This window comes from Collinsella sp. SGI.241, assembly GCF_050312955.1.
GTDB lineage: Bacteria > Actinomycetota > Coriobacteriia > Coriobacteriales > Coriobacteriaceae > Collinsella.
The window spans coordinates 144,377-167,460 of sequence record NZ_JBNPKM010000002.1; the positions used below are offsets into that span (position 1 = coordinate 144,377).

Below are 23,084 nucleotides of genomic sequence, written 5' to 3' on the forward strand. Positions count from 1 at the left end.
TCTCGGATTTTAGGCATCCCAGGCGTCGCGGCCGCGCAGCGCGCGCAGGCCAATGTCGTGACGCAGGGTCTTGCCCTCAAAATCGATCTTTTCGCAAGCCTCGTAGGCAAGGTTGCGAGCGTTCTCGAACGTGTCGCCCAGCGCGGTCACGGCGAGCACGCGGCCGCCGTTGGTCACGAGCTGGCCGTCCACCACGGCGGTGCCGGCGTGATACACGGTCACGTTCTCCATGGCCTCGGCATCCTCGATACCGGTGATGATCTTGCCCTTCTCGTAGCTGCCGGGATAGCCCGCGCTCGTCAGGACAACGGCCACCGCCCACTCGTCACGCCAATCGAGCTCAATCTGGTCAAGCTCGCAGTTGGCGCAGGCAAGCATGACCTCGACCAAGTCGTTCTTAAGGCGCGGCAGCACGACCTGCGTCTCGGGGTCGCCAAAGCGGGCGTTAAACTCCAGCACCTTGGGGCCGGCGGGGGTAAGCATAAAGCCGCCGTACAGGCAGCCACGGTAATCGATGCCCTCGGCGGCGAGCTCGGCCACGGTCTGCTCCATGACCTTCACCATGGTGGCGTGCTCCTCGTCGGTCACGATGGGCACCGGGCTGTAGACGCCCATGCCGCCCGTGTTGGGACCAAGGTCGCCCTCAAGCGCGCGCTTGTGGTCCTGCGAGGTGGCCATGGGGCGCACGGTCTTGCCGTCGGTAAAGGCCAGCAGCGAGCACTCGGGGCCAACGAGCATCTCCTCGATCACCACGGTGTTGCCGGCATCGCCAAAGGTGCCGCCAAAGCACTCGCGCACGGCCTCTTCGGCCTGCGAAAGCTCGGTTGCCACAATAACGCCCTTGCCCGCGGCAAGACCGTCGGCCTTCACGACCAGCGGAGCGCCCTGCTCGCGCACATAGGCGAGAGCCGAAGCCTCGTCGGTAAACGAGCCGTAGGCGGCCGTCGGAATGCCCGCGCGCTCCATAAGCTGCTTGGAGAACAGCTTAGAGCCCTCCATCTGAGCGCCCTCGGCACCCGGGCCAAAGCAGGGAATACCCGCCGCGCGCACGGCGTCGGCCACGCCCGCCACGAGCGGAGCCTCGGGGCCAATCACCACGAGTCCGCATCCGTGGCTCTGTGCAAACGCCGCCACGGCAGCAGGATCGCAATCGTCGAGAACCACGTTCTCGCCGCAGCTCGCGGTGCCGCCGTTGCCCGGGGCGATGTAGAGCTTGCCGGCGCGCGGTGATGCCGCGAGCTTGGCTGCCAAAGCATGCTCGCGGCCGCCGCTGCCCAACAACAGGATGTCGATGGTTTGAGTGTCCGCCTTCAAGGGTGCCTCCTCTATGGATTAACGGCCCGTCAACCATGCGGGCCCATTACAAGCAAATATACCCCTCGGCCGCCCGTCCGGGCTGCGAAGGGGTATATCGCAATAACCAAATAACGCCGATTACTTCCAGAATCGGTTGATGATCTGCTCGCGGCCGGCGCCAACACCGACAAACGTCACGCGCGTGTGCGCCAGATCCTCGACAAATGCCACGTAGTCCTGAGCCTCCTGCGGCAGCTCCTCAAAGCTGCGGCAGCCGGTGATATCGCACTTCCAGCCGGGAAGCTCCTCGTAGATGGGCTTGGCATGCTCAAAGCGCACCTGGTGCTCGGGCACGCTGGTGTAGCGCTCGCCGTCGACGTCATAGGCCACGCACACCTTAATGGTGTCGAAGACCGAAAGCACGTCGAGCTTGGTCAGGGCGATGTCGGTAAGACCGTTGACGCGCGAGGCGTAGTTGGCGATGGGACCGTCAAACCAGCCGCAGCGACGACGGCGACCGGTGGTCACGCCGTACTCATAGCCCTCCTCGGTCAGCGTATGGCCGGCCTCGGACTCGTAGGAAAGCTCAGTGGGCATGGGGCCTGCACCGACGCGGGTGATGTAGGCCTTCATGACGCCCAGCACGCGGTCGACGTTTTTCATGCCAACACCAGAACCGGTGATCGCGCCGCCGGCGGTGCAGTTAGAAGATGTGACAAACGGATAGGTGCCATGGTCGATATCGAGCAATGTTGCCTGGGCGCCCTCAAAGAGCAGGGTCTTGCCCTCATCGATCATGTTGTTGAGCAGCAGGCTCGTCTCGGTGATGTACGGGCGCAGGCGCTCGGCCATGGGCAGGTACTCTTCACAGATCTGGTCCACGGTGTAGGTGGGCAGGCCGTAAAGCAGCTCGAGCTCGGGATTCACGCGGGCAAGAGCGGTTTCCAGCTTGTCGCGGAAGAGCTCCTCGTCCAGCATGTCCTGCATACGAAGACCAATACGAGCCATCTTGTCCTGATAGCACGGGCCAATGCCGCGCTTGGTGGTACCGATGCTCTTCTTGCCGAGCTTCTGCTCAAAGGCGCCGTCCAGGTCGACGTGATACGGCATGATCACGTGTGCGTTGCCGCTGATCTTGAGGTTCTTGGTGGTGATGCCATCGGCCTCGAACATGTCGATCTCCTCAAGGACAACCTTGGGGTTGACGACGCAGCCGTTGCCAATCACCGACACGTGGTCGGCGTACATGATGCCGGAGGGCACCTGGTGCAGGCCGTACTTCTTGCCGTTGACAACGATGGTGTGGCCGGCGTTGTTGCCGCCCGAATAGCGCACGACGGCATCGAAGTCGCCGGCGATCAGGTCGCAGATCTTACCCTTGCCCTCATCGCCCCACTGGGCACCGACCAAAACGGTTGACGGCATGTTTACTCCTTACATACATGGACTGTCTGCGCGCCACACGGCGGGCAGAAGCACAAAACATTCCCAGTATACCCGTGCAACGGGCGCCTGTCCTACTCCTCGGTATGCACCCCATCAAGCTCATAGAACTTGGTGGATGCCGGCAGGAACATCAGGTCGACGTCGCCGATCGGGCCCGAACGGTTCTTGGCCACGACAATACGCGTGACGCCCTCGTCAGGTCGGTCGTCGCGCGAGGCCTCAGCCTCGTCGGCGGAACGGTCCAAGAACATGACGATATCGGCGTCCTGCTCGATGGAGCCCGATTCGCGCAGGTCGGAAAGCTGCGGGCGCTTGCCGGTACGGGATTCGACCTGACGCGACAGCTGAGACAGCGCGATCAGCGGAATCTTGAGTTCCTTGGCCATAATCTTTAAGCCACGCGACATCTCGGAGACCTCGACGGTGCGGCTCTCGGAACGGCGTCCCGGCGGAGGACTCACCAGCTGCAGGTAGTCCAAGATAATGATGGCCTTCTCCTTGTTGTGGAGCATGCGGCGGCTCTTGGCGCGAATCTCGGTCACCGTGGTGCCGGGCGTATCGTCAATCAGAATATCGAGCTTGGACAAGGTCTGCGTGGCCTCGTTGATATTGGCCCACTGCTCGGGGCTAATGCGACCCATGCGAAAATCACTGATCGAAATCATGGCATAGGCGCAAATCAGGCGCTGGGCAATTTCCTTGCCCGACATCTCCAGCGAGAAAAAGCCGACGGTGTAGCCCGCAGCGGCGGCATTGAGCGCCAGGTTTAGAGCGAACGAGGTCTTACCCACGGCGGGGCGGGCGCCGATAATGATGAGCTGGCCCTCACGGAAGCCCATAAGCATGCGGTCGAGTGACGGGAAGCCCGTGGGCACGCCCGCTGCCTGGCCACCGGCCTGGCACACTTCCTCGGCCTCGTTATAGGCCTCGACCATAAACTCGGTCAGTGTCTTGTAGCTCGACTTAACCTCGCGCGCCGTAACCTTGAGCAGCTTGCTCTCGGCCAGCTCCACGATCTCTTTGGTATCGGTGGGGGCGTTATAGGCCAGCGCGTTAATCTCGTTGGTGGCGCCAATCAGCTCACGCAGCATCGAGTCGCGACGAACGATGGCGGCATGGTGCTGCCAGTTGACGAGCGACAGGGTCTGACCCATCAGCTCCAAAATGTACGCCTCGCCGCCCACGGCATCGAGCTTGTTGATGCTTCGCAGGTAATCGATCAGCGAGATGGAGTCGATGGGAATGCGACTGTTGTACATATCGACCATCGCGGTATAGATGGTCTTATGAATGGGCCGGTAGAAATCATCGGGCTGCAGCTCGACCTGGGCTTCTTCGACCACCTCGGGCGATAGCAGCATGGCGGCCAGTACGTTGGCCTCTGCATCTTGGTTTTGGGGGAGACCCAACTTGGAGCCGCGGTCCTCGACCGTCAGCCATGTCTCCCTATCGTCATATGCCATGAGCATCCTCATTCATATCGCTTGCGAGCATCCATAGTATCAGCCACAGCTTTAAATCGAGGCGCGCCTTAACAATCATCACCGAACCAAACGGATGAACGGTCCCTTATGTGGAACTACATCTCAATGTATGACGTGACGCCCACTCAGCGCAAAAAATAAAAGGGCGCCCCGGTCTCCCAGAGCGCCCTTCTTAGAACAAGATTGTTGCGTTGCAGCAAATGCTACTCAGCAGCAGCCTCGGTCTCGACCTCGGCGGTCTCGGCCTCAGCGGCCTCCTCGACCTCAGCCTCGGCAGCGAGCTCCTCGGCGGTAACGCCGACGAGAACGACAACCTCGGCCTTGATCTCGCGGTACAGCGAGATGGCAACGGTGTGGGCACCGGCAACCTTGATGGGCTTACCGAGCTCGACGCGCTTGCGGTCGATGTCCATACCGAGCTGATCCTTGATGGCGTCAGCGATCATAGCGGCGGTGACGGAGCCAAAGAGGATGCCCTCGTCGCCGACCTTGACGTCAACGGTGACCTGCTTGCCCTCGAGGGCAGCCTTGGTCTCGTTGGCGGTAGCCAGACGGACGGCCTCGCGCTTGGCGATGTTGTTGCGACGCTCGTCAAGCTGCTTGAGGTTGCCCTTGGTGGCGGCAACAGCGAGCTTCTTGGGGAACAGGAAGTTCTCAGCGTAACCCTGAGCGACCTCTACGACGTCACCCTCGCCGCCCTTGCCCTTGATCTCATCGAGAAGAATAACCTTCATGATGCGTCTCCCTTCTTAGCCGCGGTCGCGGTTGCCACGAGAGGAAACCACGGGGACGGTGTACGGCAGGAGAGCCATCTCGCGGGCACGCTTGATGGCGTTGGCGATGTCATGCTGATGCTGCGTGCAAGCGCCAGTGACGCGACGGGGCTTGATCTTGCCACGGTCGGTCATGTACTTACGGAGAAGCTGAGTGTCCTTATAGTCGATGAACTCAGTGTTCTCCTTGCAGAACTGGCAGTACTTACGACGCGGCTGACGTGCAGAAAAATCATTAGCCATGTCAAAATACCTTTCATTTGGCAACTTCGGCGAACCGAAGCCGCCTCTCACTCAAAAATAGGTGAACAACCCTTAAAACGGGATGTCCTCATCGTAGACGTCGACCGCGGGCGGCGTAGCCACCGGTGCGGCCGGACGTGCTGCGGGCGCGGGAGCTGCGGGGGCGTAACCGCCCTGATCGTAGCCACCCTGGCCACCACGGGAGCTCATAAACTCGATCTCATCGACGATGACCTCAAGCTTGCTCCTGCGCTGACCGTCGCGCTCCCAAGAGCTGTAGCGCAGCTTGCCCTCGATCGCGACCTTGTTTCCCTTTGCCAGGAAACGGCTCACGGCCTCGGCGCGGGTGCCGAACATAGTGCAGTCGACAAAGTTGGGATAGTCCTCCCACTCGCCAGTCTGCGCATTGCGGCGGCGATCGTTCACGGCGACGCCAAAGGACAGAACCTGGGTTCCGCCGGCAGTGGCGCGCAGCTCGGGATCGCGGGTGAGGTTACCGGTGATGTTCACTCGATTGATGCTCATTACTCACTACTTCCTCTTGGGGCACAAGCCCAGTCCAAAACGACAGTCTTACTCCTGGTCGTCGCGACGGACGATCATGTGGCGGACCACAGCGTCGGTGATGCGCAGGACGCGATCAAGCTCGGCGATCTGGGTAGGATCTGCGTGGAAGTTGATGAGGGTGTAGTCACCATCGGTGAGGTCGTTGATCTCGTAGGCGAGCTTGCGCTTGCCCCACTCGTCAACGGAGTCGACCTTGCCAGCGCCCTCAGCGATCGTGGTATCGATACGCTTCATAACAGCGAGACGAGTCTCGGGGTCGAGCGACGGGTCAACAAAGAACAGCAGTTCATAAGCCTTCATATTGTCACCTCCTCTGGACAAATGTGGCTTCAGGTCGTGAAGGTGCGCCTGAAGCAGGAAAAGACTTGGTAATAGTATCTTCCAACCTCCCAGGCTGCAAGAATATGCAGCTACAACCTCATGACCTCCACATATGCCCATACTCGCACGGCCTTTCTTGCATATTCCAACCAAATGCTGTCCAAGAGCTTGACGGATTTGAGGACAAGGGCGGGTACATACCGACTTTCTGCCAGATAAACGCAAGTCGCTCGCAGCATGGCTGCGGTCGCAAAATGCATACCAGCGGTACAACGCGACATTTTGAATTATTAAACTTGATTCCCGACCGTCCGTAACTACCTCATTTGAACAGTTCGCCTGGGCCGATTACACAGGTCATCGATTGGTTTCGGCACGGTTGGGCAAACGACGGAGCGATGCGATTTAAAAAATGCCAAGTTTTTGGTTTGCACTTTGCGATTCCTCGTGTATACTGACTTTCGCATTTAACGGAGAGTTGTCCGAGTGGCCGAAGGAGCACGATTGGAAATCGTGTAGGCGTCAAAAGCGTCTCCAGGGTTCAAATCCCTGACTCTCCGCCAGTTAATTCCAAAGCAGGCCTTTGTGCCTGCTTTGTTTTTACCCCACGCGGAGGGGTGGCAGAGTGGTTGAATGCGGCGGTCTCGAAAACCGTTTGGCCTGTATAAGGTCACGAGGGTTCGAATCCCTCCTCCTCCGCCATTTTGGTTGAGAAAGCTCCCAACAAAGGGAGCTTTTTTGTTTTGATTCCCTTACAGACAAATACGGCGGCGGAGGAGGGGTTCGAACCCGACAGGGCGTTCAACACCAACCCAGATCTCCAAACATGTACATCACCCTCCAAAGATGTCAAAAAATGTCGTTTTTGGATGCTGATGTACATGTTTGGAACCTGTGACCGCGCCCAGTTCCGACCGTTTACCGAGCAATGGGGTCACGACCTCCCACAACCATGTACTATGTACGGGCATTTTCCAATCCAACTACCCAAAGGAACCCACCTTGCCCGTCATCGCCACTGTAATCGTTACCGCACACGCCTCGGATGCCATGGTTGCCATCCCGTTTTGGCTCGAGATGTTCGCTGTCGTCGCGGCGTCGATTTCGGGTGTACTGGTTGCGCGCGAGCACAAACTCGATCTGGTGGGCGCCGTCGCGCTCGCCGTGGTCTGCGGTCTGGGCGGCGGTCTTTTGCGCGATATGACGCTCCAGGTGGGCAACGTCTACATCCTTAACCAGCCCATGGCGCTTCCGCTGTCCATCGCCACGGCGGCCATCATCTACATCTTCCCTGCCATCGTCGACAAGCCCGACAAGCTCATCCCCCTGCTCGACATCATCTCGGTGGGTATTTATGCGGCAACCGGCGCAGATAAGGCGCTCGTGTACGGATTTGCACCGGTCGTGTGCATCATGATGGGCTTTTTTACCGCGGTAGGCGGCGGCATGCTGCGCGATGGTTTTATGGGCGTGGTGCCGGGTATTTTCCAGCGCACCAACTTCTATGCCATCGCGGCTATCGCTGGATCGGCAAGCTATGTTTGCCTTGTCATGAGCGGCTTGGTCAGCAATGTCGTCGCGCTGGTCGTTTGCGTCGCAGTGACCATGGGCCTGCGCTGGCTCTCGCTGCGCTTTGACATCAAAAGCCCCACCGAGGACGATATCGCGCGTTTCCTACATCGTAAAAAATAGATAGCACGGCCCGGCCCATCGCAAGGTGACAGCCTATCTACAACCGGCCGCAGGCCCGATATCCCACGACGTCTTACGTAGGCAATTGCCCATGCAGAATACTGCAACCGCGAGTTTCTTTTAGAGCGAAGGCGCAATGGGTACCATATTGGGCGTATGCAAATCACCAAGCAAAGGATTCACCATGCCTCACAACCAACCCGCGGCGGCACAACGTCACAACATGCGCGGACGCCTCATTATGGCCTTCGCGCTTATCGCGCTGGCGTTTACCGCGCTGCCTTCCATGGCATTCGCCGGCACCGACACCGCGGGCAATGTTTTCGTGTCCGACGGGGATTCCAGTCCATCCGGCGTCGGGGGCGATCTGTACTGGGCCGGTCAAATCCTTAGCCTGGACGACGCGTCCATCGACCGCGATATCATCGCCGCCGGCGAAAGCCTGTCGATTCGCGACTGCACCGTAGGCGGCGCCGTTCGCCTGGCGGCGCGCACCATCGATATCGCCAAGACCACCATTGATGGAAGCGTGACAGTTGCCGCTCAGCACGTCGTACTTAACTCCGGCAGTACCGCCAATTGCTTCTATGCCGCAGGTGAGACGGTTGCCCTGCGCGGCTCCGCCAAGTCGGCAGTGCTCGCGGGCAGTACGGTAACCATCGACGGCACTGTCGATGGCGATGTTGAGGTCTGGGCCGACAAGCTGGTGCTCGGCAAAAACGCCAACATCACCGGCACCGTAAACGCTCATGTCTCACAGGACCCCGAACGCGCCGACGGCGCCAAAGTGGGAGCCCTCAAGATCGACCGCACCGAGAACGAGGATACCTCCACCATCAACGACGTCATCGGCGGCATCGTTGCCGCAGCTCTTTCCACCTGCTTTGTCGCGATTCTCCTTGAGCTCGTCTTTCCGCGTGCAACAGCCAGCGCGGCCGGTATGCTTCACCAGCACCCCGCCCCGCTGTGGGTGAGCGGTCTTTTGGGCACGGTAGCCGCCGCTCCCGCCATCTTGCTGCTCATCATCTCGATTGCCGGCCTGTCGCTCGCCGGAGCCCTGATGTGCGGCGTCATCGGCATCGCCCTGGTCTCGGCGGCCTTTGCGGGCACCGCGGTCGCACGCATGGTCGGGCACAGCCAGAACCGCTACGCCATGGCCGCCGTGGGCGGCGCCATCGCCGGCGCCCTTACAGCACTTCCCCTTATGGGCAACTTTATCAGCGGCGTAGCCTTCGTCTTTATGCTGGGCTATCTCATTCAGATCATCTGGCGCAGCGCCCACGTCAAACCGCAACAGGCCCCCAACACCCCGGGCCTTCCCTCCGCCTAACCGCCAACCACCGCAAAGGTGCCCTTCCTCTTTGTGGTGGTACAAAAAGGGCGCCGGCCGCGATGGTCGACGCCCTTTCTTGTGAATGCTACAGAGCTCAGCGCTTATTTGTTGACCTGACCGGCGCGAACGGCAGCCTTCTTGCGATCGGTGGCGTTGAGCAGACGCTTGCGCAGACGGATGTTCTTGGGGGTGATCTCCACCAGTTCGTCATCGGCGATGTACTCCAGCGCCTCCTCCAGCGAGAAGGTGCGAGGCGGCACCAGCTGCACGGAGATATCGGAGGTCGAGGAACGCTGGTTGCCCAGGTTCTTGGTACGGGCGATGTTGACGACCATGTCGCCGGCCTTGCTGCGCTCGCCCACGATCATGCCCTCGTAGCACTCGACACCCGGCTCAACAAACAGCTGGCCGCGCTCCTGCAGCGTGCCCAGAGCGTAGGCAACGGCCTTCTCGGTGGTCATGGAGATCATGGCGCCGTTCTGACGGTTGCCGATCTCGCCGGCGTAAGGACCGTACTCCAGGAAGGTGTGATAGAACACGCCCTCGCCGTGAGTGACGTTCATGATGCGGTTCTTAAGGCCCATGATGCCGCGGGTCGGGATCTTAAACTCAAGGTGCGTCACGATGCCCGAGGTGTCCATGCTGGTCATAATGCCGCCAGAGGTGCCAAAGACCTCGACGACCTTGCCCGAGTACTCGTCCGGGCACTCGACGACGGCCTGCTCGACTGGCTCCATCTTGTTGCCGTTCTCATCCTTCTTAAACAGAACGCGGGGACGGCCGACCTGGAACTCAAAGCCCTCGCGACGCATGGACTCCATCAGGACGGACAGGTGCAGAATGCCGCGGCCCGAGACCTCGACGCCGCTCTTGTCCTCGAGCTCCTCAATCTTCATGGTCACATTGTTCTCGGCCTCATTGAACAGGCGCTCCTTGAGCTGACGGGCGCCCACAATGTCGCCATCGCGGCCGACGAGCGGAGAGGTCGAAGCCTCGAAGACGATGGACAGGGTCGGCGGATCGATCTCGATAGGCTCGAGCTCGACGGGGTTCTCGGGATCAGTGTAGACATCGCCGATGTCGGTGCGCTCGATACCCACGACGGCGGCAATGTCGCCGGCGCCGACTTCCTGGCACTCGGTGCGGCCCAGGTAGTCGAAGGTAAAGAGCTGCTTGACGGTAGCGGTGGCGCTGGAACCGTCGTTCTTGACGACCAGGATCTGATCGCCCTGGCGAATGGTGCCGGAGTACACGCGGCCAATGCCGATGCGGCCGACAAAGTTGGAGTGGTCGATGGTCACGCACTGCATAGCGAGCGGCGCGGTCTCGTCAACCTCGGGCGCGGGCATGTCGTCGATGATCATGTCGAGCAGCGGGTACATGTCCATGTTGCCGTCGTTGGGGTCAAGGCGGGCAAAGCCATTCATGGCGCTGGCATAGACCACGTGCTCCATGGCAAACTCGAGCTGGTCGTCGGTGGCGCCCAGGTCGGCCATAAGGTCCAGACAGTCGTTGTAGGCCTTCTCGGGGTTGGCGCCCGGACGGTCGATCTTGTTGATGACGATCATGATCTTAAGGCCGGTGTCGATGGCGTGACGTAGGACGAAGCGGGTCTGGGGCATGGGGCCCTCAAAGGCGTCGACCAGCAACAGGGCACCGTCGGCCATGCGCAGCACGCGCTCGACCTCACCGCCAAAGTCGGCGTGGCCCGGGGTGTCGATGACGTTGATCTTAACGTCCTTGTACTCGATAGAGATGTTCTTGGCGAGAATCGTGATGCCGCGCTCGCGCTCCTGGTCGTTGGAGTCCAGGACGCGATCCTCGACCTGCTGGTTGGCACGGAAGGCGTCCGTGGCACGCAGGAGCTTGTCAACCATCGTCGTCTTACCGTGGTCGACGTGGGCGATAATGGCGATGTTCCTCAGATTGTCTACGCGCATGTAGTTCCCCTATCTTCTATCTATATACAAACGGCACGCGTATGTGACCCGTCCAGCAACACAACGCTCGGCGGGAATATTGAGCCTTTTACCGAAAACTCGTTTATTTTAGCGATTCTAGATGAGAGGGGTTTCCTCACCTGCAGGTTCAGGGTCGCTCCACATAAAACCATCGCCGGCGCCCATGCCCTCGTACAGCACATATGCCGAAAAACCGCTCTCGAGCGTGGTCTCGAAGAAGCTAACGAGCAAAGCGTCGTGATATCCGCCCTCGATCTCCACACAGCCGGTGTAGCCGATGGCATAGCGGGCGATGCGGCCCAGGCCTTCGTCCTTGAGACCCATCTTGTGCTCGGAGATAAAGTTGGTGGCAGCCTCCAGGCATGCTTCCTCACCGTCCTCGTCGAGAGCCGCAAGGTAGCGGTTGGAGGCGGCATCCTCGATCGCCACGACAACGCCCGGGTTTTCACCGGCGGCAAGGTCGTCCAAAAACGCACCGATCAGATCGCACACCATGGCGTCGAGCTCGGCGGAGACGTTACCGGCGTCCTGCATATCCTGTGCCATCTTTTGACCTTCCCATCGCATTCGGCGTCGTTATAACTCCTGTGCCTCGGCCGCGATTCTGGCGGCAGCGTCACGGGCGCGAACCATATCCGCCGCGCGCTTGTCGAGCACCTTGATCTGGTTGGTCAGCATTACCGCATCGACCACGCCTCAGATCACCAGGCCCGTCGAAATCGAAAACCCAAGCGCACCAACTGTACCACGAAGCCGCGACAAGATTACCGCGGCAAGCGCGGAGACAACAACCATCTTGATATAGGAGTCACGGCGCTCGCGAAGGGTGCGAGCCTGCGTCACATACGCAATGCGCGCGGCCTCAAATGCCTCGACGCGCATATGGGCCTCACGCGCGATAGCGGCTGCTTCGGTCGACACACTGGTACCCATCAGCGCTCGCCGTGCATCGTGCTCAACCGACATTTAGAAATCATCGGGCGAGAGCGTGTGGACAAACTCGTCAAACTTCTCGAACTCACTCTCGTCGTCAACCTCGTCGGCAAGCGGGGAAACGGTGCCCAAGCGATTCATGATGTCGTCCTCCACAAACATGGGGGCATTGCTGCGCACGGCAAGGGCGATAGCGTCGCTCGGTCGTGCGTCAAGCATATGCTCGCCCCTATCGGTGTGCACGACGACCGTCGCGTAGAACACCGGCGGCTCGGCGCGCCCGATCTCGATACGCTCGATCTTTGCTCCCACCACTTCGATGGTATCGAGCAAAAGATCGTGGGTGATGGGGCGATCGGTGCGGCCGGCATCGATACCGCGGCTGATGGCCGCTGCCTCGTAGGAACCGGTCTGGATGGAAAGAGAGCGCAGCGGCGCGGACGAATCCGACTTACGGCAACGCTCGCGCAAGACGATCAGCGATGGCACGGGACCGGCGGCCATGACGATGGTCTCTATGTCGACACGAACCATGGAACACCTCCGGTACGTTGTGATTGGCATGCGCGGCAGCTCCGCCGCATTGAATAGCTATACTACCCAAACTTTCGCACCGCACACAAAAACTTATTGGATAGGTAAGAAAAGAGCCCCGAGGCAATAGCTCGGGGCTCTTTACGTTTTAGATGGTGGACCTGACAAGATTCGAACTTGTGACCTCCCGGTTATCAGCCGGACGCTCTAACCAACTGAGCTACAGGTCCATCATGGTGGAGGTTAGGGGGATCGAACCCCTGACCTCAGGCTTGCAAAGCCCGCGCTCTCCCAGCTGAGCTAAACCCCCACGGAGACAGTAATAAACACCCCAGCGGCGACTCGGCTCTCGCTGGGGTGTTTATTGCGAAAGAAAGTGGTGGACCTGACAAGATTCGAACTTGTGACCTCCCGGTTATCAGCCGGACGCTCTAACCAACTGAGCTACAGGTCCATCGCGCAAGGGATATATTAGACGAGTCGTTACGCACGCGTCAACAACTTTTTTGAAAATCTTTGAAGGGTGTCGGCCCCGGCTGCCCGGCGGCATGCGAAGTCGCCTGCTAGGACAGTCCTGCTCGCACGGAGAGCACATTAAGTGCTCTCCGGCTCATGCGGAACTCGCGATCGACTTCGCATGCCGCCGGGCAGCCGGGGCCGACGTGGGGTTCAAAGATTGTCAAAAAAGCGGTCGGCGCACTGCGCGCCGACCGCCGATATATGGGGTCTGATGATTTTTACCAGCTAGGGCCTCTTACTCGTCTAGGAGATCCTCTGGTATGTCGTTGCCGTCGCTTGGGTCGACTGGGGCCTCTTCGGTGACGTCTGCGGTCTCGGCACTTTCGCCCTCGGGCTTCTCTTCGGCGGCCGTCATGCGGGCAACGGCGCACACGCGGTCGTCATCGCTTACGGTCATCATCTTGACACCCTGCGTGGTTCGACCGGTCTGGCTGATCTCGTCGGTCTTGACGCGAATGACCGTCGCGCCCTCCGTCACGATAAACAGCTCATGCTGCGGGCCGACCGCCTTCATGGCCGCAAGGTTGCCCTTGCGCTCGGTCATTTGGATGGTGTAGACACCCTGGCCGCCGCGGTTTTGCTCCGGATAATCCGAGACCGGCGTGCGCTTGCCGTAGCCGCACTCGGTAATGACAAACAGGTCGCCCTCGCCGTTGGTGACCTCCATGCCCAGGACACTCACGCCGTCCTTCATGCCAATGCCGCGGACACCGCTGGTGTCGCGGCCGGTAGCGCGAACCTGGTCCTCGGGGAACATGATCGCCTTGCCCGCAGTGGTGGCCATGATAATCTTGTCGCCCTCGCGTACTCGGCGCACGGCGAGCAGCGCGTCGTCGTCCCTCAGGTTGATGGCGATTAGGCCATCGCGGCGGCTGCGATCATAGGCGCTCATCACGGTCTTCTTGACCATGCCGTTCTTGGTGGCAAACATCAGGTACTCATCGGCGGGGAACTCACGACAGCTAATGACGCTCGCGATCTTCTCGCCTTCCTCAAAGGGAAGCAGGTTGACGATTGCGGTGCCGCGCGCCTGGCGCGTACCAACCGGCAGCTCGTGCACCTTCAGACGGTAGACCTTGCCCTTGCTCGAGAAGAACAGCACATACTCGTGGGTGGACGCGATAAACATCTCGTCGATAACGTCGTCCTCTTTAAGGTTGACGCCCGACACGCCCTTGCCGCCGCGCTTCTGGGCGCGGTAAGCGGCCACCGGGATACGCTTCACATAGCCGGTGTGGGTGATGGTCACGACCATGTCCTCGTCGGCGATGAGGTCCTCGACGTCCAGATCCTTCTCGACCTGGCTGATCTCGGTACGGCGCTTGTCGCCAAACTTCTTGGAGATCTCGCGCATCTCTTCCTTGATGACGCCCAGAATCTTCTCCTCGTGCGTCAGCAGGTCCTCGTAGTAGGCGATAGCACGGCGCAGGCCGTCCAGCTCTTCCTGGATCTTGTCGCGCTCCAGACCGGTCAGGCGACGCAGCTTCATCTCGAGGATGGCCGTGGTCTGCTCGGGCGTAAAGCCAAAACGCTCGATCAGGCGGCTGCTGGCCTCGGCATCGGTCTGCGAGGAGCGGATGATGCTAATGACCTCGTCGATATGGTCGAGGGCCATAAGGTAGCCCTCAAGGATATGTGCACGGGCCTGGGCCTTTTTAAGGTCAAAGTGGGTGCGGCGGGTGACTACGTCGACCTGGTGGTCGATGTAGTGCTGCAGCATCTCGCGCAGGCTCAGGCATTTAGGAACGCCATTGACGAGCGCCAGATTGTTGGCACCAAAGGTGGTCTGCAGCGAGGTGTACTTATACAGGTTGTTAAGTACGACCTGCGGGATAACGCCCTTCTTGAGCTCAATGACCAGACGGATGCCCTTTTGGTTGGACTCGTCGCGCATGTCCGAGATGCCCTCGATGCGCTTGTCGTTTACGAGCTGGGCGATCTTCTCCTGCAGGGTGCCCTTGTTGACCATGTAGGGAATCTCGGTAAAGACCAGGCGGCTGCGGCCGGTCTTGGTGGACTCCACATGGGCCTTGGCACGCACGGTGATGGAACCGCGGCCGGTCTCGTAGCTCTGCCTAATGCCGGCGCTACCCATGATGATGGCACCGGTGGGAAAGTCCGGGCCGGGCATAATCTGCGTGAGCTCGTCGACGGTGGCGTCGGGGTTGTCGATCAGGTAGCAGGTGGCCTCGATCGCCTCGGTGAGGTTATGCGGGGCGATATTGGTGGCCATGCCTACAGCGATGCCTTGGCTGCCGTTAACCAGCAGGTTGGGGAAGCGTGCGGGCAGTACCACGGGCTCGGCGAGCGACTCGTCGTAGTTGGGCTGCCAGTCGACGGTATCCTTCTGCAGGTCGCGGAGCAGCTCCATGGCGGGCTTTGCCAGACGGCTCTCGGTGTAACGCATAGCTGCGGCACCGTCGCCGTCGATGTTGCCAAAGTTGCCGTGGCCGTCGATAAGCGGCGTGCGCATGGAGAACCACTGCGCCAGACGAACCATGGTCTCATAGACCGCGGAGTCGCCGTGGGGGTGGTACTTACCGATAACTTCGCCGACCGTCCAGGCCGACTTCTTGTGCGGGCGGTTGGGGTAGATGCCGCTCTCGTTCATGGCGTACAGGATGCGGCGGTGCACCGGCTTTAAGCCGTCGCGCACGTCCGGCAGGGCGCGTGCCGTAATGACCGACATCGAGTATTCGATAAACGACTGCTTCATCTCGCGGCCAAACTCCGAAATCTGGAGCTGGCCGCCGTTGATGTCCTCGCCGGCCGAGGCACCGCGATCGACCGCGCCAAAGCTCTCCTCGAGCTCGGCGTCGTCATCCTCTTCCTCTTCATCCTCGACATCGGGGTTGTAGGAATCCGGATCGCCATCCTTGCCCTGCTCGGCGCGGGCGAGCAGGCGCTTCAGATCATCGGGCATACCGGCGGCGCCGGCCGCATCCATACCCTCGTTGTTGTTGATATCGTCTGCCACGTTACCTCCTCATGGTTTGCGTGGTCCATTAGTTCCCTACCACGGAGACGGCTTTTCCAGGTGCCGCAGATTCGCCCGAAAGAGGAGGGAAGCGTACTTGGATACGCAACCGACGATTGAGGGCGAAGGTGCGGTGGCTGGGAAAGCCGAACAGGTTAGGCATCTAAGAAGCGTGCATCATGCGCATGCTTTTCAATGTACTCGCGGCGATAGCCCACCTCGGAACCCATGAGCTCGCGTACGGCACGGTCCGCCACCACGGCATCCTCGATCGTCACGCGCTGCAAAATGCGGGTCTTGGGGTCCATCGTCGTCGAGGCAAGCTGCTTGGGGTCCATCTCACCCAGGCCCTTGTAGCGCTGAACGGTATAGCCCTTGCGCTTCTTGGTGATCTTGCCATCCTTGGCCTTGCCGTCCTCGTCGTTGTCGTCGGGGTTCAGGCCCAGGCTCTGAATGGTGTCGCGCAGAATCTCGTCTTCGGGCTGTCGGCCGTTGGGATACACGTAGTGGATCTTGTTGCGCACCTTAATGCCAAAGATGGGCGGGCAGGCAACATAGACATAGCCGGCATCGATCAGCGGGCGCATGTACTTGTAGAAGAACGTCAGCAGCAGGATGCGGATATGCGCACCGTCGACATCTGCATCGGTCATGATGATGATCTTGTGGTAGCGCGCCTTGGTGATATCGAAGTCGCCGCCGTCGCCGGCGCTCGTCGTGACGCCGCAACCGATCGCGGTGATCAGCGACTGGATGGTGTCGCTCGAGAACGCACGATGGTCACCCACGCGCTCGACGTTCAGAATCTTGCCGCGCAGGGGCAGAATCGCCTGGATGTCTCGGCGGCGGCCGTCCTTGGCCGAACCGCCTGCCGAGTCTCCCTCTACGATGAAGAGCTCGGTCAGCTCGGCATCGCGCACCGAGCAGTCGGCGAGTTTGCCGGGCAGCGACGCCGTCTCGAGCAGGCTCTTGCGACGGGTCGCCTCGCGCGCCTTGCGGGCGGCGTTGCGGGCCTTGCAGGCCTGCTGCGCCTTCTTGACGATCTCGCGGGCGGGCTTGGGGTGCTCCTCGAGGTAGTCGGCAAGACCGTCGGTCACGATCTTGAGCGTAAGCGCGCGCATGTAGGAACTACCGAGCTTGGCCTTGGTCTGGCCCTCAAACTGCGGATCGGGCAGCTTGACCGAGATGACGGCCGAGAGACCCTCGCGCACGTCGTCACCGCTCAGGTTGGCCTCTTTCTCCTTAAGCAGGTTCTGCTTGCGGGCGTAATCGTTAATCACGCGGGTGAGGGCGGTGCGGAAGCCCTCAAGGTGCATGCCGCCCTCGGGGGTGTAGATGTCGTTGGCAAACGACATGACGTTCTCACCATAACCGGCGTTCCACTGCAGGGACACCTCGACCTCGCCCATCTTGGCCACGGGCGCATCCGGGTCCGATTTGCCCTCAATGTAGATGGGTTCCTTAAAGGCCTCGGGGACGTCCTTGCCGTCGTTGAGGAACTTGACGAAGTCGATGATGCCGCCCTCGTAGCAAAACTCCTCCACGCGGGGAGCCGCCTCACGCTCGTCAGTCAGCACGATCTTGAGGTTCTTGTTGAGAAACGCCGTCTCTTGCAGACGATTGTGCAGTGTATCGAAATCGTAGACGCAGGTCTCGAAGATCTCGTCGTCGGGCCAGAAGGAGACGGTGGTGCCCGTCGAATCCGAGGCGCCCACGACCTCCATCTTCCTGACGGTCTTGCCGCGCGAGAATTCCATCTCGTAGATATTGCCGTCGCGGCGCACCTGTACGACCACGCGCTTGGACAGGGCGTTGACAACGGAGATGCCCACGCCGTGCAGGCCGCCGGAAACCTTATAGGCCGAGTTATCGAACTTACCGCCGGCGTGAAGGATCGTCATGACGACCTCGAGCGTCGGAATCTTTTTGACAGGGTGCTCGTCGACGGGGATGCCGCGCCCGTTATCGACGACCGTAATGGAGTTGTCGGCGTGGACCGTCACCTGAATCTCGGTGCAGAAACCGGCCATGGCCTCGTCGACGGAGTTGTCAACGATCTCCCACACCAGGTGGTGCAGACCGCTGGCGCTCGTCGAGCCGATATACATGCCCGGGCGCTTACGGACGGCTTCGAGACCCTCGAGGATCTTAATTTCGCCGCCATCGTAATCGTTTTCGTTTGCCACACGTCCTCCTTCGGTTAAGAAAATCTGTATAGCCTTACTATTTTATCGTAAAAATACCCTCGGGGACGAGGGTATTTGCCTATACAAGGCCACCAGATGCGATTTAAGACTCTTTTTTGCTTTGCACGCCCTTGGCCCACTCGGCACTGGCCCTCATGGCGTTCTGGAGGGCCTCACGCAGTTTTTGGTCTTCGATGGGCGATACCTGGCGCTCGATCTCGGCGCGCTCGGCTTCATTCAGGTCGGCATGCGGCGCGGGCGGGCGCCCGGTCGCGACCGGGCGCAGGCGCTCTTTTGCCGCGGGCGGCGTGTGGCCGGGGCGGGTCGTCTTAAATACCAGGCCATCCACATGCGCGCCGGCACGCTCCATGCGCGCGCGGATTATCTCGCGCAAAAGTGTCATCTCCTGTGTCCACGAGGGCGAATCGAGATACACCAGAAGCTCGTTGGACTCGGGAAGATAACGCAGCCCCGTCACGTGCCGGCCCTCGCGCGTGCCCGAGCACACCGCGTTCCAAGCACGGTAGACCGCGCGCGATTCCTCGGCGGCCTCCATTTGCGCACGACGATCGGGCGTGGCCGACGCCAAGATGCGCTGGCGCTCGGCACCCAAAAAGTCACTGAAGGCAGCCGTGCCGTTCTCACGCTCGTAATTAGCACGCCTCACCCATGCTCACCACCTTGGCTCGATCAAGTAACTCATCGGTAAAGTATCCCAAATTGGTGGTGGTTATGACTGTCTGGATGTCGTCGCCGATCAGCTGCAAAAAAGCGGCGCGGCGATCGCCGTCGAGCTCGCTCATCACGTCATCCAAAAGCAGCAGCGGGGCGGTACCCAGAATATCGCGGGCTACGGCCACCTCGGCCACCTTCCAAGCCAGAACCAACGTACGTTGCTGACCCTGACTGGCAAACGAGCGGGCCGAGCGGCCGGCGACCGAAAACTCAATCTCGTCGCGGTGCGGACCCACGAGTGTCACGCCGCGGCGGATTTCCTCGTCGGCGCGCTCGTCGAGCGCCGCGAGCATGTGCTCGTATGCCCAGCCCCTCAGCTCCTCGCGGTCATCGGTCTGGGGCAGCTCTCCCAACGTGGACGCATAGGCCACATCGGCCTCCTCCCCGGACGCAACCAGCCCGTAGGCATTGCGCACGTGGGCGTCCAAGCGATCGAGCAAGGCCAAGCGGTGCACCAGCAGGGCCGATCCGGCGCGGGCAATCGACTCATTCCACGCACCGAGCATCTCACGGCAGCACCATTTCTCTTTGAGCAGGGCGTTACGCTGCGTCACGCAGCGGCCATAGGCGCTTGCCAGGTCGGCATAGCGGGCGCTCAGCTGCACACCAAAGTCGTCGAGCGCGGCGCGACGCACGCTGGCACCGCGCTTAACCATATCCAGATGATCGGGGCAGAACAAAACACTCGGCAGCACGCCGCGCACGCCAGAGGCGGCACATCGCTTGCCGTTGCGGCTAAACGAACGCTTACCGTCCTCCACGCATAGGCCCATGTCCAGTACGCGGCCATCGCCCTCGAGCCTAAGCTCGGCCTTGCACAAACCCGTGCCGTCGTGCACAAGCTCGACGGCAGAGGAATGCCTAAACGAGGCGCCGCTCGTTAGCAGCTGCAGCGCCTCTATGAGGTTGGTCTTTCCCGCCGCGTTGGGCCCCGCGAGCACCGTCACGCCATCGCTCAGCGCCAGGCGATAGCTATCGAAGCTGCGGTAGCGCGCGACGGAAAGGTCGCGGGCGAACATAGCCATAGGGCGCCGCTAGATGCGCACCGGCATGACCAGGTACAGATAGTTGATCTTGTCGTAGGACTTAAAGATGCCGGCCTGCGAGTAGCTCTTGAGCTCCAGCGTGATCTCCTTCTCCTTGGACAGGGCGTTGAGACAGCCAAAGATGTAGTGGTAGTTAAAGGCAATGGTGCCCGACTCGCCCTCGGCCTCGACATCGATCGTCTCCTGCGCCAGATCCTGGTCATTGGAGATGGAGGACAGGCCCATCTGGCCGTTCTCGACATCGATCTCAAACTTGACGGCGGGGTTGGCGCTCGCGATGACTGCCACGCGCTTGAGGGCGGCATTAAAAGCCGCCACGTCGATCTTGACGCTCGTTACGCACGAATCGGGGATGAGCTGCTTGTAGTTGGGATACACACCCTCTATGCGGCGCGACACGTAGGTGGTGTTGCCGGCTTCAAAGACAACCTGGGTGTCGGTGGCACCGATCATAATGGTCGCCTGGCCCGCCATGATGCTCAGGGCGTCGTTGAAGGCATCGGCCGGCACGTTGAGCTCAAAGGAGCCCTCGAGCGTCGAGGTCTCCACCTGCGTATCGCACACGGCCAGACGGAAGGAGTCGGTCGCCACCAGGCGCACGGTGTTGTTTTCGACTCTCATATGCACACCGCCCAGGATGGGGCGGGCCTTGTCGGTCGAGGTGACGCGCCACACGCGGCTGACCATCTCGGACAGAATGTCGGTCGGGAGCTCAACGGCGCTCTCGATGGCATAGGCCGGGAACTCGGGGAAATCGTTGGCATCGAGCGTATTCAGGCGGAAGGAACTCTTCTCGCAACCGATCAGCACCTGGCGCTCCGAAAGCTCAAAGGTAACTGGGGCATCGGGAAGGGTCTTGGTGATGTTGGAGAGCATCTTGCAGGGGATTACCATCTCACCTTCCTCTTCCACATGTGCCGCGATGCGGTGACGAATCGAGATAGTGTAGTTAGAGGTCTGGAATTCCAAGATGCCGTCTTGTGCCTTGATGAGCACGCCCGACAGAATGGGGAGGGTGGATGCCGAAGCGACACCCTTCATGACGACGCCGATTGCTTGCGTAAGCGAGCTCTGGCTGACGGTGAACTTCATCTTTTAATACCTTTCTATAGATATAAATATCTCAATAATAGTAATAGTACTGACGAAACTGTTGATTACTCCCAAACATGCAGGTCAAACCCAAAAAGAGAATCGACAGTTCCCTGTGTGCAACAGGGGTCGTTTTCCACGTTCAAAACCTGCGCAAAACTTTTCATCGGAGCAGACTGGGTTTTAGACACCTTATGCCCGCGGTTTCGACAAGTTTTCAACAGGTGTGCCTATTTCCCTACGAGCGCAGTGTAATTTTGTCTCGTAGCGATTTGAGGTCCTCGGTCACGGTCCGGTCTTCCTGAATCATCTTCTGGACTTTTTTGTAGCTCGTGCTGACGGTCGAGTGGTTGCGGTTGCCAAACTCCGCACCCACGGCGGTGGTTGTCATCTCGCACATCTCGATCGCTAGGTAGATGGCGATATGGCGCGCCTTGGCGATATTGGCATTGCGGCGCGGACCAATGAGCTCCTCATGCGTCACGCCGTACTGCTCCTCGATAACAGACTGAACTGTCTGCACGTTGATCTTTTTGGCCGACGTGTCGAAGTACTGGCTGGCGATGGCATCGATGTCGTCGAAGCTCAGCTCGCTACCCTCGCGCTCGCGGTCGCCCGCCTCCCCGGCGCAGCGCTCGCAGAAGCTCTCGAGCTCACGGATGTTGGTGCCTGATACCTCCGCCATATGTTTAAAGTGCTCGTCGGTCAGATGTCCGCTGTCGCCACCGTAGGCCGCCAGCAGCGAGTCGTCGCCCGCCTCGGGCGCCGCCGCGATCGTGTTCTCGTAATAGCGCTGCAGAATCTTGTACTTCATCTCGTAGCTGGGCTCTGCTACCAAGCAGAGCATGCCGGCGTTAAAGCGGCTGGTCAGGCGCTCGTCCATGTTCAGGTCCTTGGGCGCACGGTCTGCGGCAATCACGACCTTCTTGTTGTTGCGGATAAACTCGTCCATGAGCTGGAAAAAGTAGTCCACGCTCGCGCGCTTGCCGATGATGTTTTGGATGTCATCGATGATGAGCACGTCCACGCCGTGGTATGCCTGCATGATGGGGGCGTTGCTCTTCTTTTGGCGGTCGAATTCTGTCATCAGATCATCGATGTATGCCTGTGAGTTGGCGTATTTCACTTTGATCTCGGGCGACTTCTCGGCGAGCTCGTTTTTGATAGCGAGCAGCAGGTGGGTCTTGCCCAAGCCCGATTTGCCATAGATGAACAGGGATGTGCAAGTACCGCGTTCGTCTGCGAGTGCGGCGAATTTAAGCGCCGAACGATAGGCATGGCTGTTTTCGGGGCCGTAGACAAAGTTTTCGAAGGTGAATTTTGAGTTGGCCACGAGGGGCGCGCCATCGGCGTTCTGCTCGCCCGGCGCCGCAGCCGCAGGCACGCTCACAGGCGATGTCGAGACTGGTTTTGCGCTCTTGGCGGGTGCCACGCCCCTCATCTGATTCATCATGCGGCGGAAATCGTCTGCCGACAGCGTGTTTTTGATCGCGATGCCCGGTTCTTCGCCCGGCGCCGCATCGTGCGCGACGGGCATGTGTGAAACGTTGGGCGCGGTTGCTACCGGCACGGCTGTTGCGTGGGGCATGGTTTCACAGGAAACATCGCTCGCATTGGTCTCCGGAGCCGCCACGGGGGCGACGGTCGTCAAAGGGGGAGTGACGGGTGCCGCCCCTGTGGCGCCCGTCGTGGGACCCTGCGGGGCCACGATGTTGAGCGCGATCGGCGCAAAGGCAATCTCTTCTAGGTAGTGCTCGATAGTCGGCTGGTGCTTTTTGAGCTGCGCAATGGCAAAGCGCGACGGTGCCTCGATGGTCAAGGTGTCCTCGGTCAGGCTCACGGCACGCGATTGCCCCAACATGTTGATGAGGCGTGCATCTTGGCCGTCGCGCTGGCAAAAGGCGATGGCATCCTCCAGGATGATGCTTGCTTCCTCGTCCACTGTC

At 60.2% G+C, this 23,084-nt stretch carries 19 protein-coding genes and 5 tRNA genes; 4 read left to right on the plus strand and 20 right to left on the minus strand.

The genetic code is table 11. The features are described 5' to 3' along the window. Nucleotides 1-9 precede the first annotated feature (9 nt). From purD to rpsF, 7 genes are all read right to left on the minus strand, one after another. Nucleotides 10-1,314 carry a phosphoribosylamine--glycine ligase gene (purD, locus tag ACQQ92_RS01565; RefSeq protein WP_427729204.1) on the minus strand — a complete coding sequence of 435 codons (1,305 nt, stop codon included), beginning with the start codon at nucleotides 1,312-1,314 and terminating at the stop codon, nucleotides 10-12. Between the two features lie 120 nt (nucleotides 1,315-1,434). After that, the gene (locus ACQQ92_RS01570) at nucleotides 1,435-2,721 is read right to left on the minus strand and encodes an adenylosuccinate synthase (RefSeq protein ID WP_427717940.1); all 1,287 of its coding nucleotides are present in this window, start codon (nucleotides 2,719-2,721) and stop codon (nucleotides 1,435-1,437) included. A gap of 92 nt (nucleotides 2,722-2,813) precedes the next feature. Beyond that, the gene (dnaB, locus tag ACQQ92_RS01575) at nucleotides 2,814-4,211 is read right to left on the minus strand and encodes a replicative DNA helicase (protein ID WP_156599526.1); all 1,398 of its coding nucleotides are present in this window, start codon (nucleotides 4,209-4,211) and stop codon (nucleotides 2,814-2,816) included. 218 nt (nucleotides 4,212-4,429) lie between these two features. Further along, nucleotides 4,430-4,960 (minus strand): 50S ribosomal protein L9, encoded by a 531-nt coding sequence (gene rplI, locus ACQQ92_RS01580; RefSeq protein WP_427795612.1) that lies wholly within the window; start codon nucleotides 4,958-4,960, stop codon nucleotides 4,430-4,432. A gap of 15 nt (nucleotides 4,961-4,975) precedes the next feature. Beyond that, entirely contained in the window at nucleotides 4,976-5,242 is a 267-nt protein-coding gene (gene rpsR / locus ACQQ92_RS01585) for a 30S ribosomal protein S18 (protein WP_006235829.1), read from the minus strand. A 72-nt stretch (nucleotides 5,243-5,314) separates the two neighbouring features. Beyond that, on the minus strand, nucleotides 5,315-5,767 hold the full coding sequence (locus ACQQ92_RS01590) for a single-stranded DNA-binding protein (RefSeq protein ID WP_006235830.1): 453 nt from the start codon (nucleotides 5,765-5,767) through the stop codon (nucleotides 5,315-5,317). A 48-nt stretch (nucleotides 5,768-5,815) separates the two neighbouring features. Next, entirely contained in the window at nucleotides 5,816-6,109 is a 294-nt protein-coding gene (gene rpsF, locus ACQQ92_RS01595; protein WP_006235831.1) for a 30S ribosomal protein S6, read from the minus strand. A gap of 493 nt (nucleotides 6,110-6,602) precedes the next feature. Between rpsF and ACQQ92_RS01600 the strand changes: the two genes are divergently transcribed. The 4 genes from ACQQ92_RS01600 (at nucleotide 6,603) to ACQQ92_RS01615 (ending at nucleotide 9,152) form a co-directional block, all read left to right on the plus strand. Then, nucleotides 6,603-6,693: transfer RNA gene (locus ACQQ92_RS01600), tRNA-Ser, on the plus strand. 48 nt (nucleotides 6,694-6,741) lie between these two features. Continuing rightward, nucleotides 6,742-6,832 (plus strand) — tRNA-Ser (locus ACQQ92_RS01605). Nucleotides 6,833-7,132: 300 nt separating this feature from the next. Beyond that, nucleotides 7,133-7,822 (plus strand): trimeric intracellular cation channel family protein, encoded by a 690-nt coding sequence (locus ACQQ92_RS01610; protein WP_229770653.1) that lies wholly within the window; start codon nucleotides 7,133-7,135, stop codon nucleotides 7,820-7,822. 184 nt (nucleotides 7,823-8,006) lie between these two features. Then, nucleotides 8,007-9,152 (plus strand): polymer-forming cytoskeletal protein, encoded by a 1,146-nt coding sequence (locus ACQQ92_RS01615; protein ID WP_427795613.1) that lies wholly within the window; start codon nucleotides 8,007-8,009, stop codon nucleotides 9,150-9,152. Between the two features lie 104 nt (nucleotides 9,153-9,256). Here the strand turns inward: ACQQ92_RS01615 and typA are convergent, their stop codons facing one another. The 13 genes from typA to ACQQ92_RS01680 form a co-directional block, all read right to left on the minus strand. Next, on the minus strand, nucleotides 9,257-11,095 hold the full coding sequence (gene typA, locus ACQQ92_RS01620; RefSeq protein WP_154516764.1) for a translational GTPase TypA: 1,839 nt from the start codon (nucleotides 11,093-11,095) through the stop codon (nucleotides 9,257-9,259). Nucleotides 11,096-11,212: 117 nt separating this feature from the next. After that, nucleotides 11,213-11,662, minus strand: a complete 450-nt coding sequence (locus ACQQ92_RS01625) for a hypothetical protein (protein WP_154516767.1) — start codon at nucleotides 11,660-11,662, stop codon at nucleotides 11,213-11,215. A 150-nt stretch (nucleotides 11,663-11,812) separates the two neighbouring features. Beyond that, nucleotides 11,813-12,082 (minus strand): hypothetical protein, encoded by a 270-nt coding sequence (locus ACQQ92_RS01630; protein WP_427795614.1) that lies wholly within the window; start codon nucleotides 12,080-12,082, stop codon nucleotides 11,813-11,815. Then, complete coding sequence (locus tag ACQQ92_RS01635) at nucleotides 12,083-12,583, minus strand: bifunctional nuclease family protein (protein ID WP_427795615.1); 501 nt, start codon at nucleotides 12,581-12,583, stop codon at nucleotides 12,083-12,085. A 153-nt stretch (nucleotides 12,584-12,736) separates the two neighbouring features. After that, nucleotides 12,737-12,813: transfer RNA gene (locus tag ACQQ92_RS01640), tRNA-Ile, on the minus strand. Between the two features lie 4 nt (nucleotides 12,814-12,817). Continuing rightward, nucleotides 12,818-12,893 (minus strand) — tRNA-Ala (locus tag ACQQ92_RS01645). 67 nt (nucleotides 12,894-12,960) lie between these two features. After that, nucleotides 12,961-13,037, minus strand: a tRNA-Ile gene (locus tag ACQQ92_RS01650). 300 nt (nucleotides 13,038-13,337) lie between these two features. Continuing rightward, a complete protein-coding gene (gyrA, locus tag ACQQ92_RS01655) occupies nucleotides 13,338-16,049 on the minus strand; it encodes a DNA gyrase subunit A (protein WP_427795630.1) in 2,712 nt (903 codons plus the stop codon). 185 nt (nucleotides 16,050-16,234) lie between these two features. Continuing rightward, nucleotides 16,235-18,265 carry a DNA topoisomerase (ATP-hydrolyzing) subunit B gene (gene gyrB / locus ACQQ92_RS01660; protein ID WP_427795616.1) on the minus strand — a complete coding sequence of 677 codons (2,031 nt, stop codon included), beginning with the start codon at nucleotides 18,263-18,265 and terminating at the stop codon, nucleotides 16,235-16,237. Between the two features lie 103 nt (nucleotides 18,266-18,368). Beyond that, nucleotides 18,369-18,932 carry a DciA family protein gene (locus tag ACQQ92_RS01665; RefSeq protein ID WP_427795617.1) on the minus strand — a complete coding sequence of 188 codons (564 nt, stop codon included), beginning with the start codon at nucleotides 18,930-18,932 and terminating at the stop codon, nucleotides 18,369-18,371. Further along, nucleotides 18,919-20,025 carry a DNA replication/repair protein RecF gene (recF, locus tag ACQQ92_RS01670; RefSeq protein ID WP_427795618.1) on the minus strand — a complete coding sequence of 369 codons (1,107 nt, stop codon included), beginning with the start codon at nucleotides 20,023-20,025 and terminating at the stop codon, nucleotides 18,919-18,921. The genes ACQQ92_RS01665 and recF overlap by 14 nt, the downstream gene beginning before the upstream one ends. Before the next feature lie 9 nt (nucleotides 20,026-20,034). After that, on the minus strand, nucleotides 20,035-21,138 hold the full coding sequence (dnaN, locus tag ACQQ92_RS01675) for a DNA polymerase III subunit beta (RefSeq protein WP_427795619.1): 1,104 nt from the start codon (nucleotides 21,136-21,138) through the stop codon (nucleotides 20,035-20,037). Nucleotides 21,139-21,376: 238 nt separating this feature from the next. Then, on the minus strand, nucleotides 21,377-23,080 hold the full coding sequence (locus tag ACQQ92_RS01680; RefSeq protein ID WP_427795620.1) for a DnaA ATPase domain-containing protein: 1,704 nt from the start codon (nucleotides 23,078-23,080) through the stop codon (nucleotides 21,377-21,379). Nucleotides 23,081-23,084 lie beyond the last annotated feature (4 nt).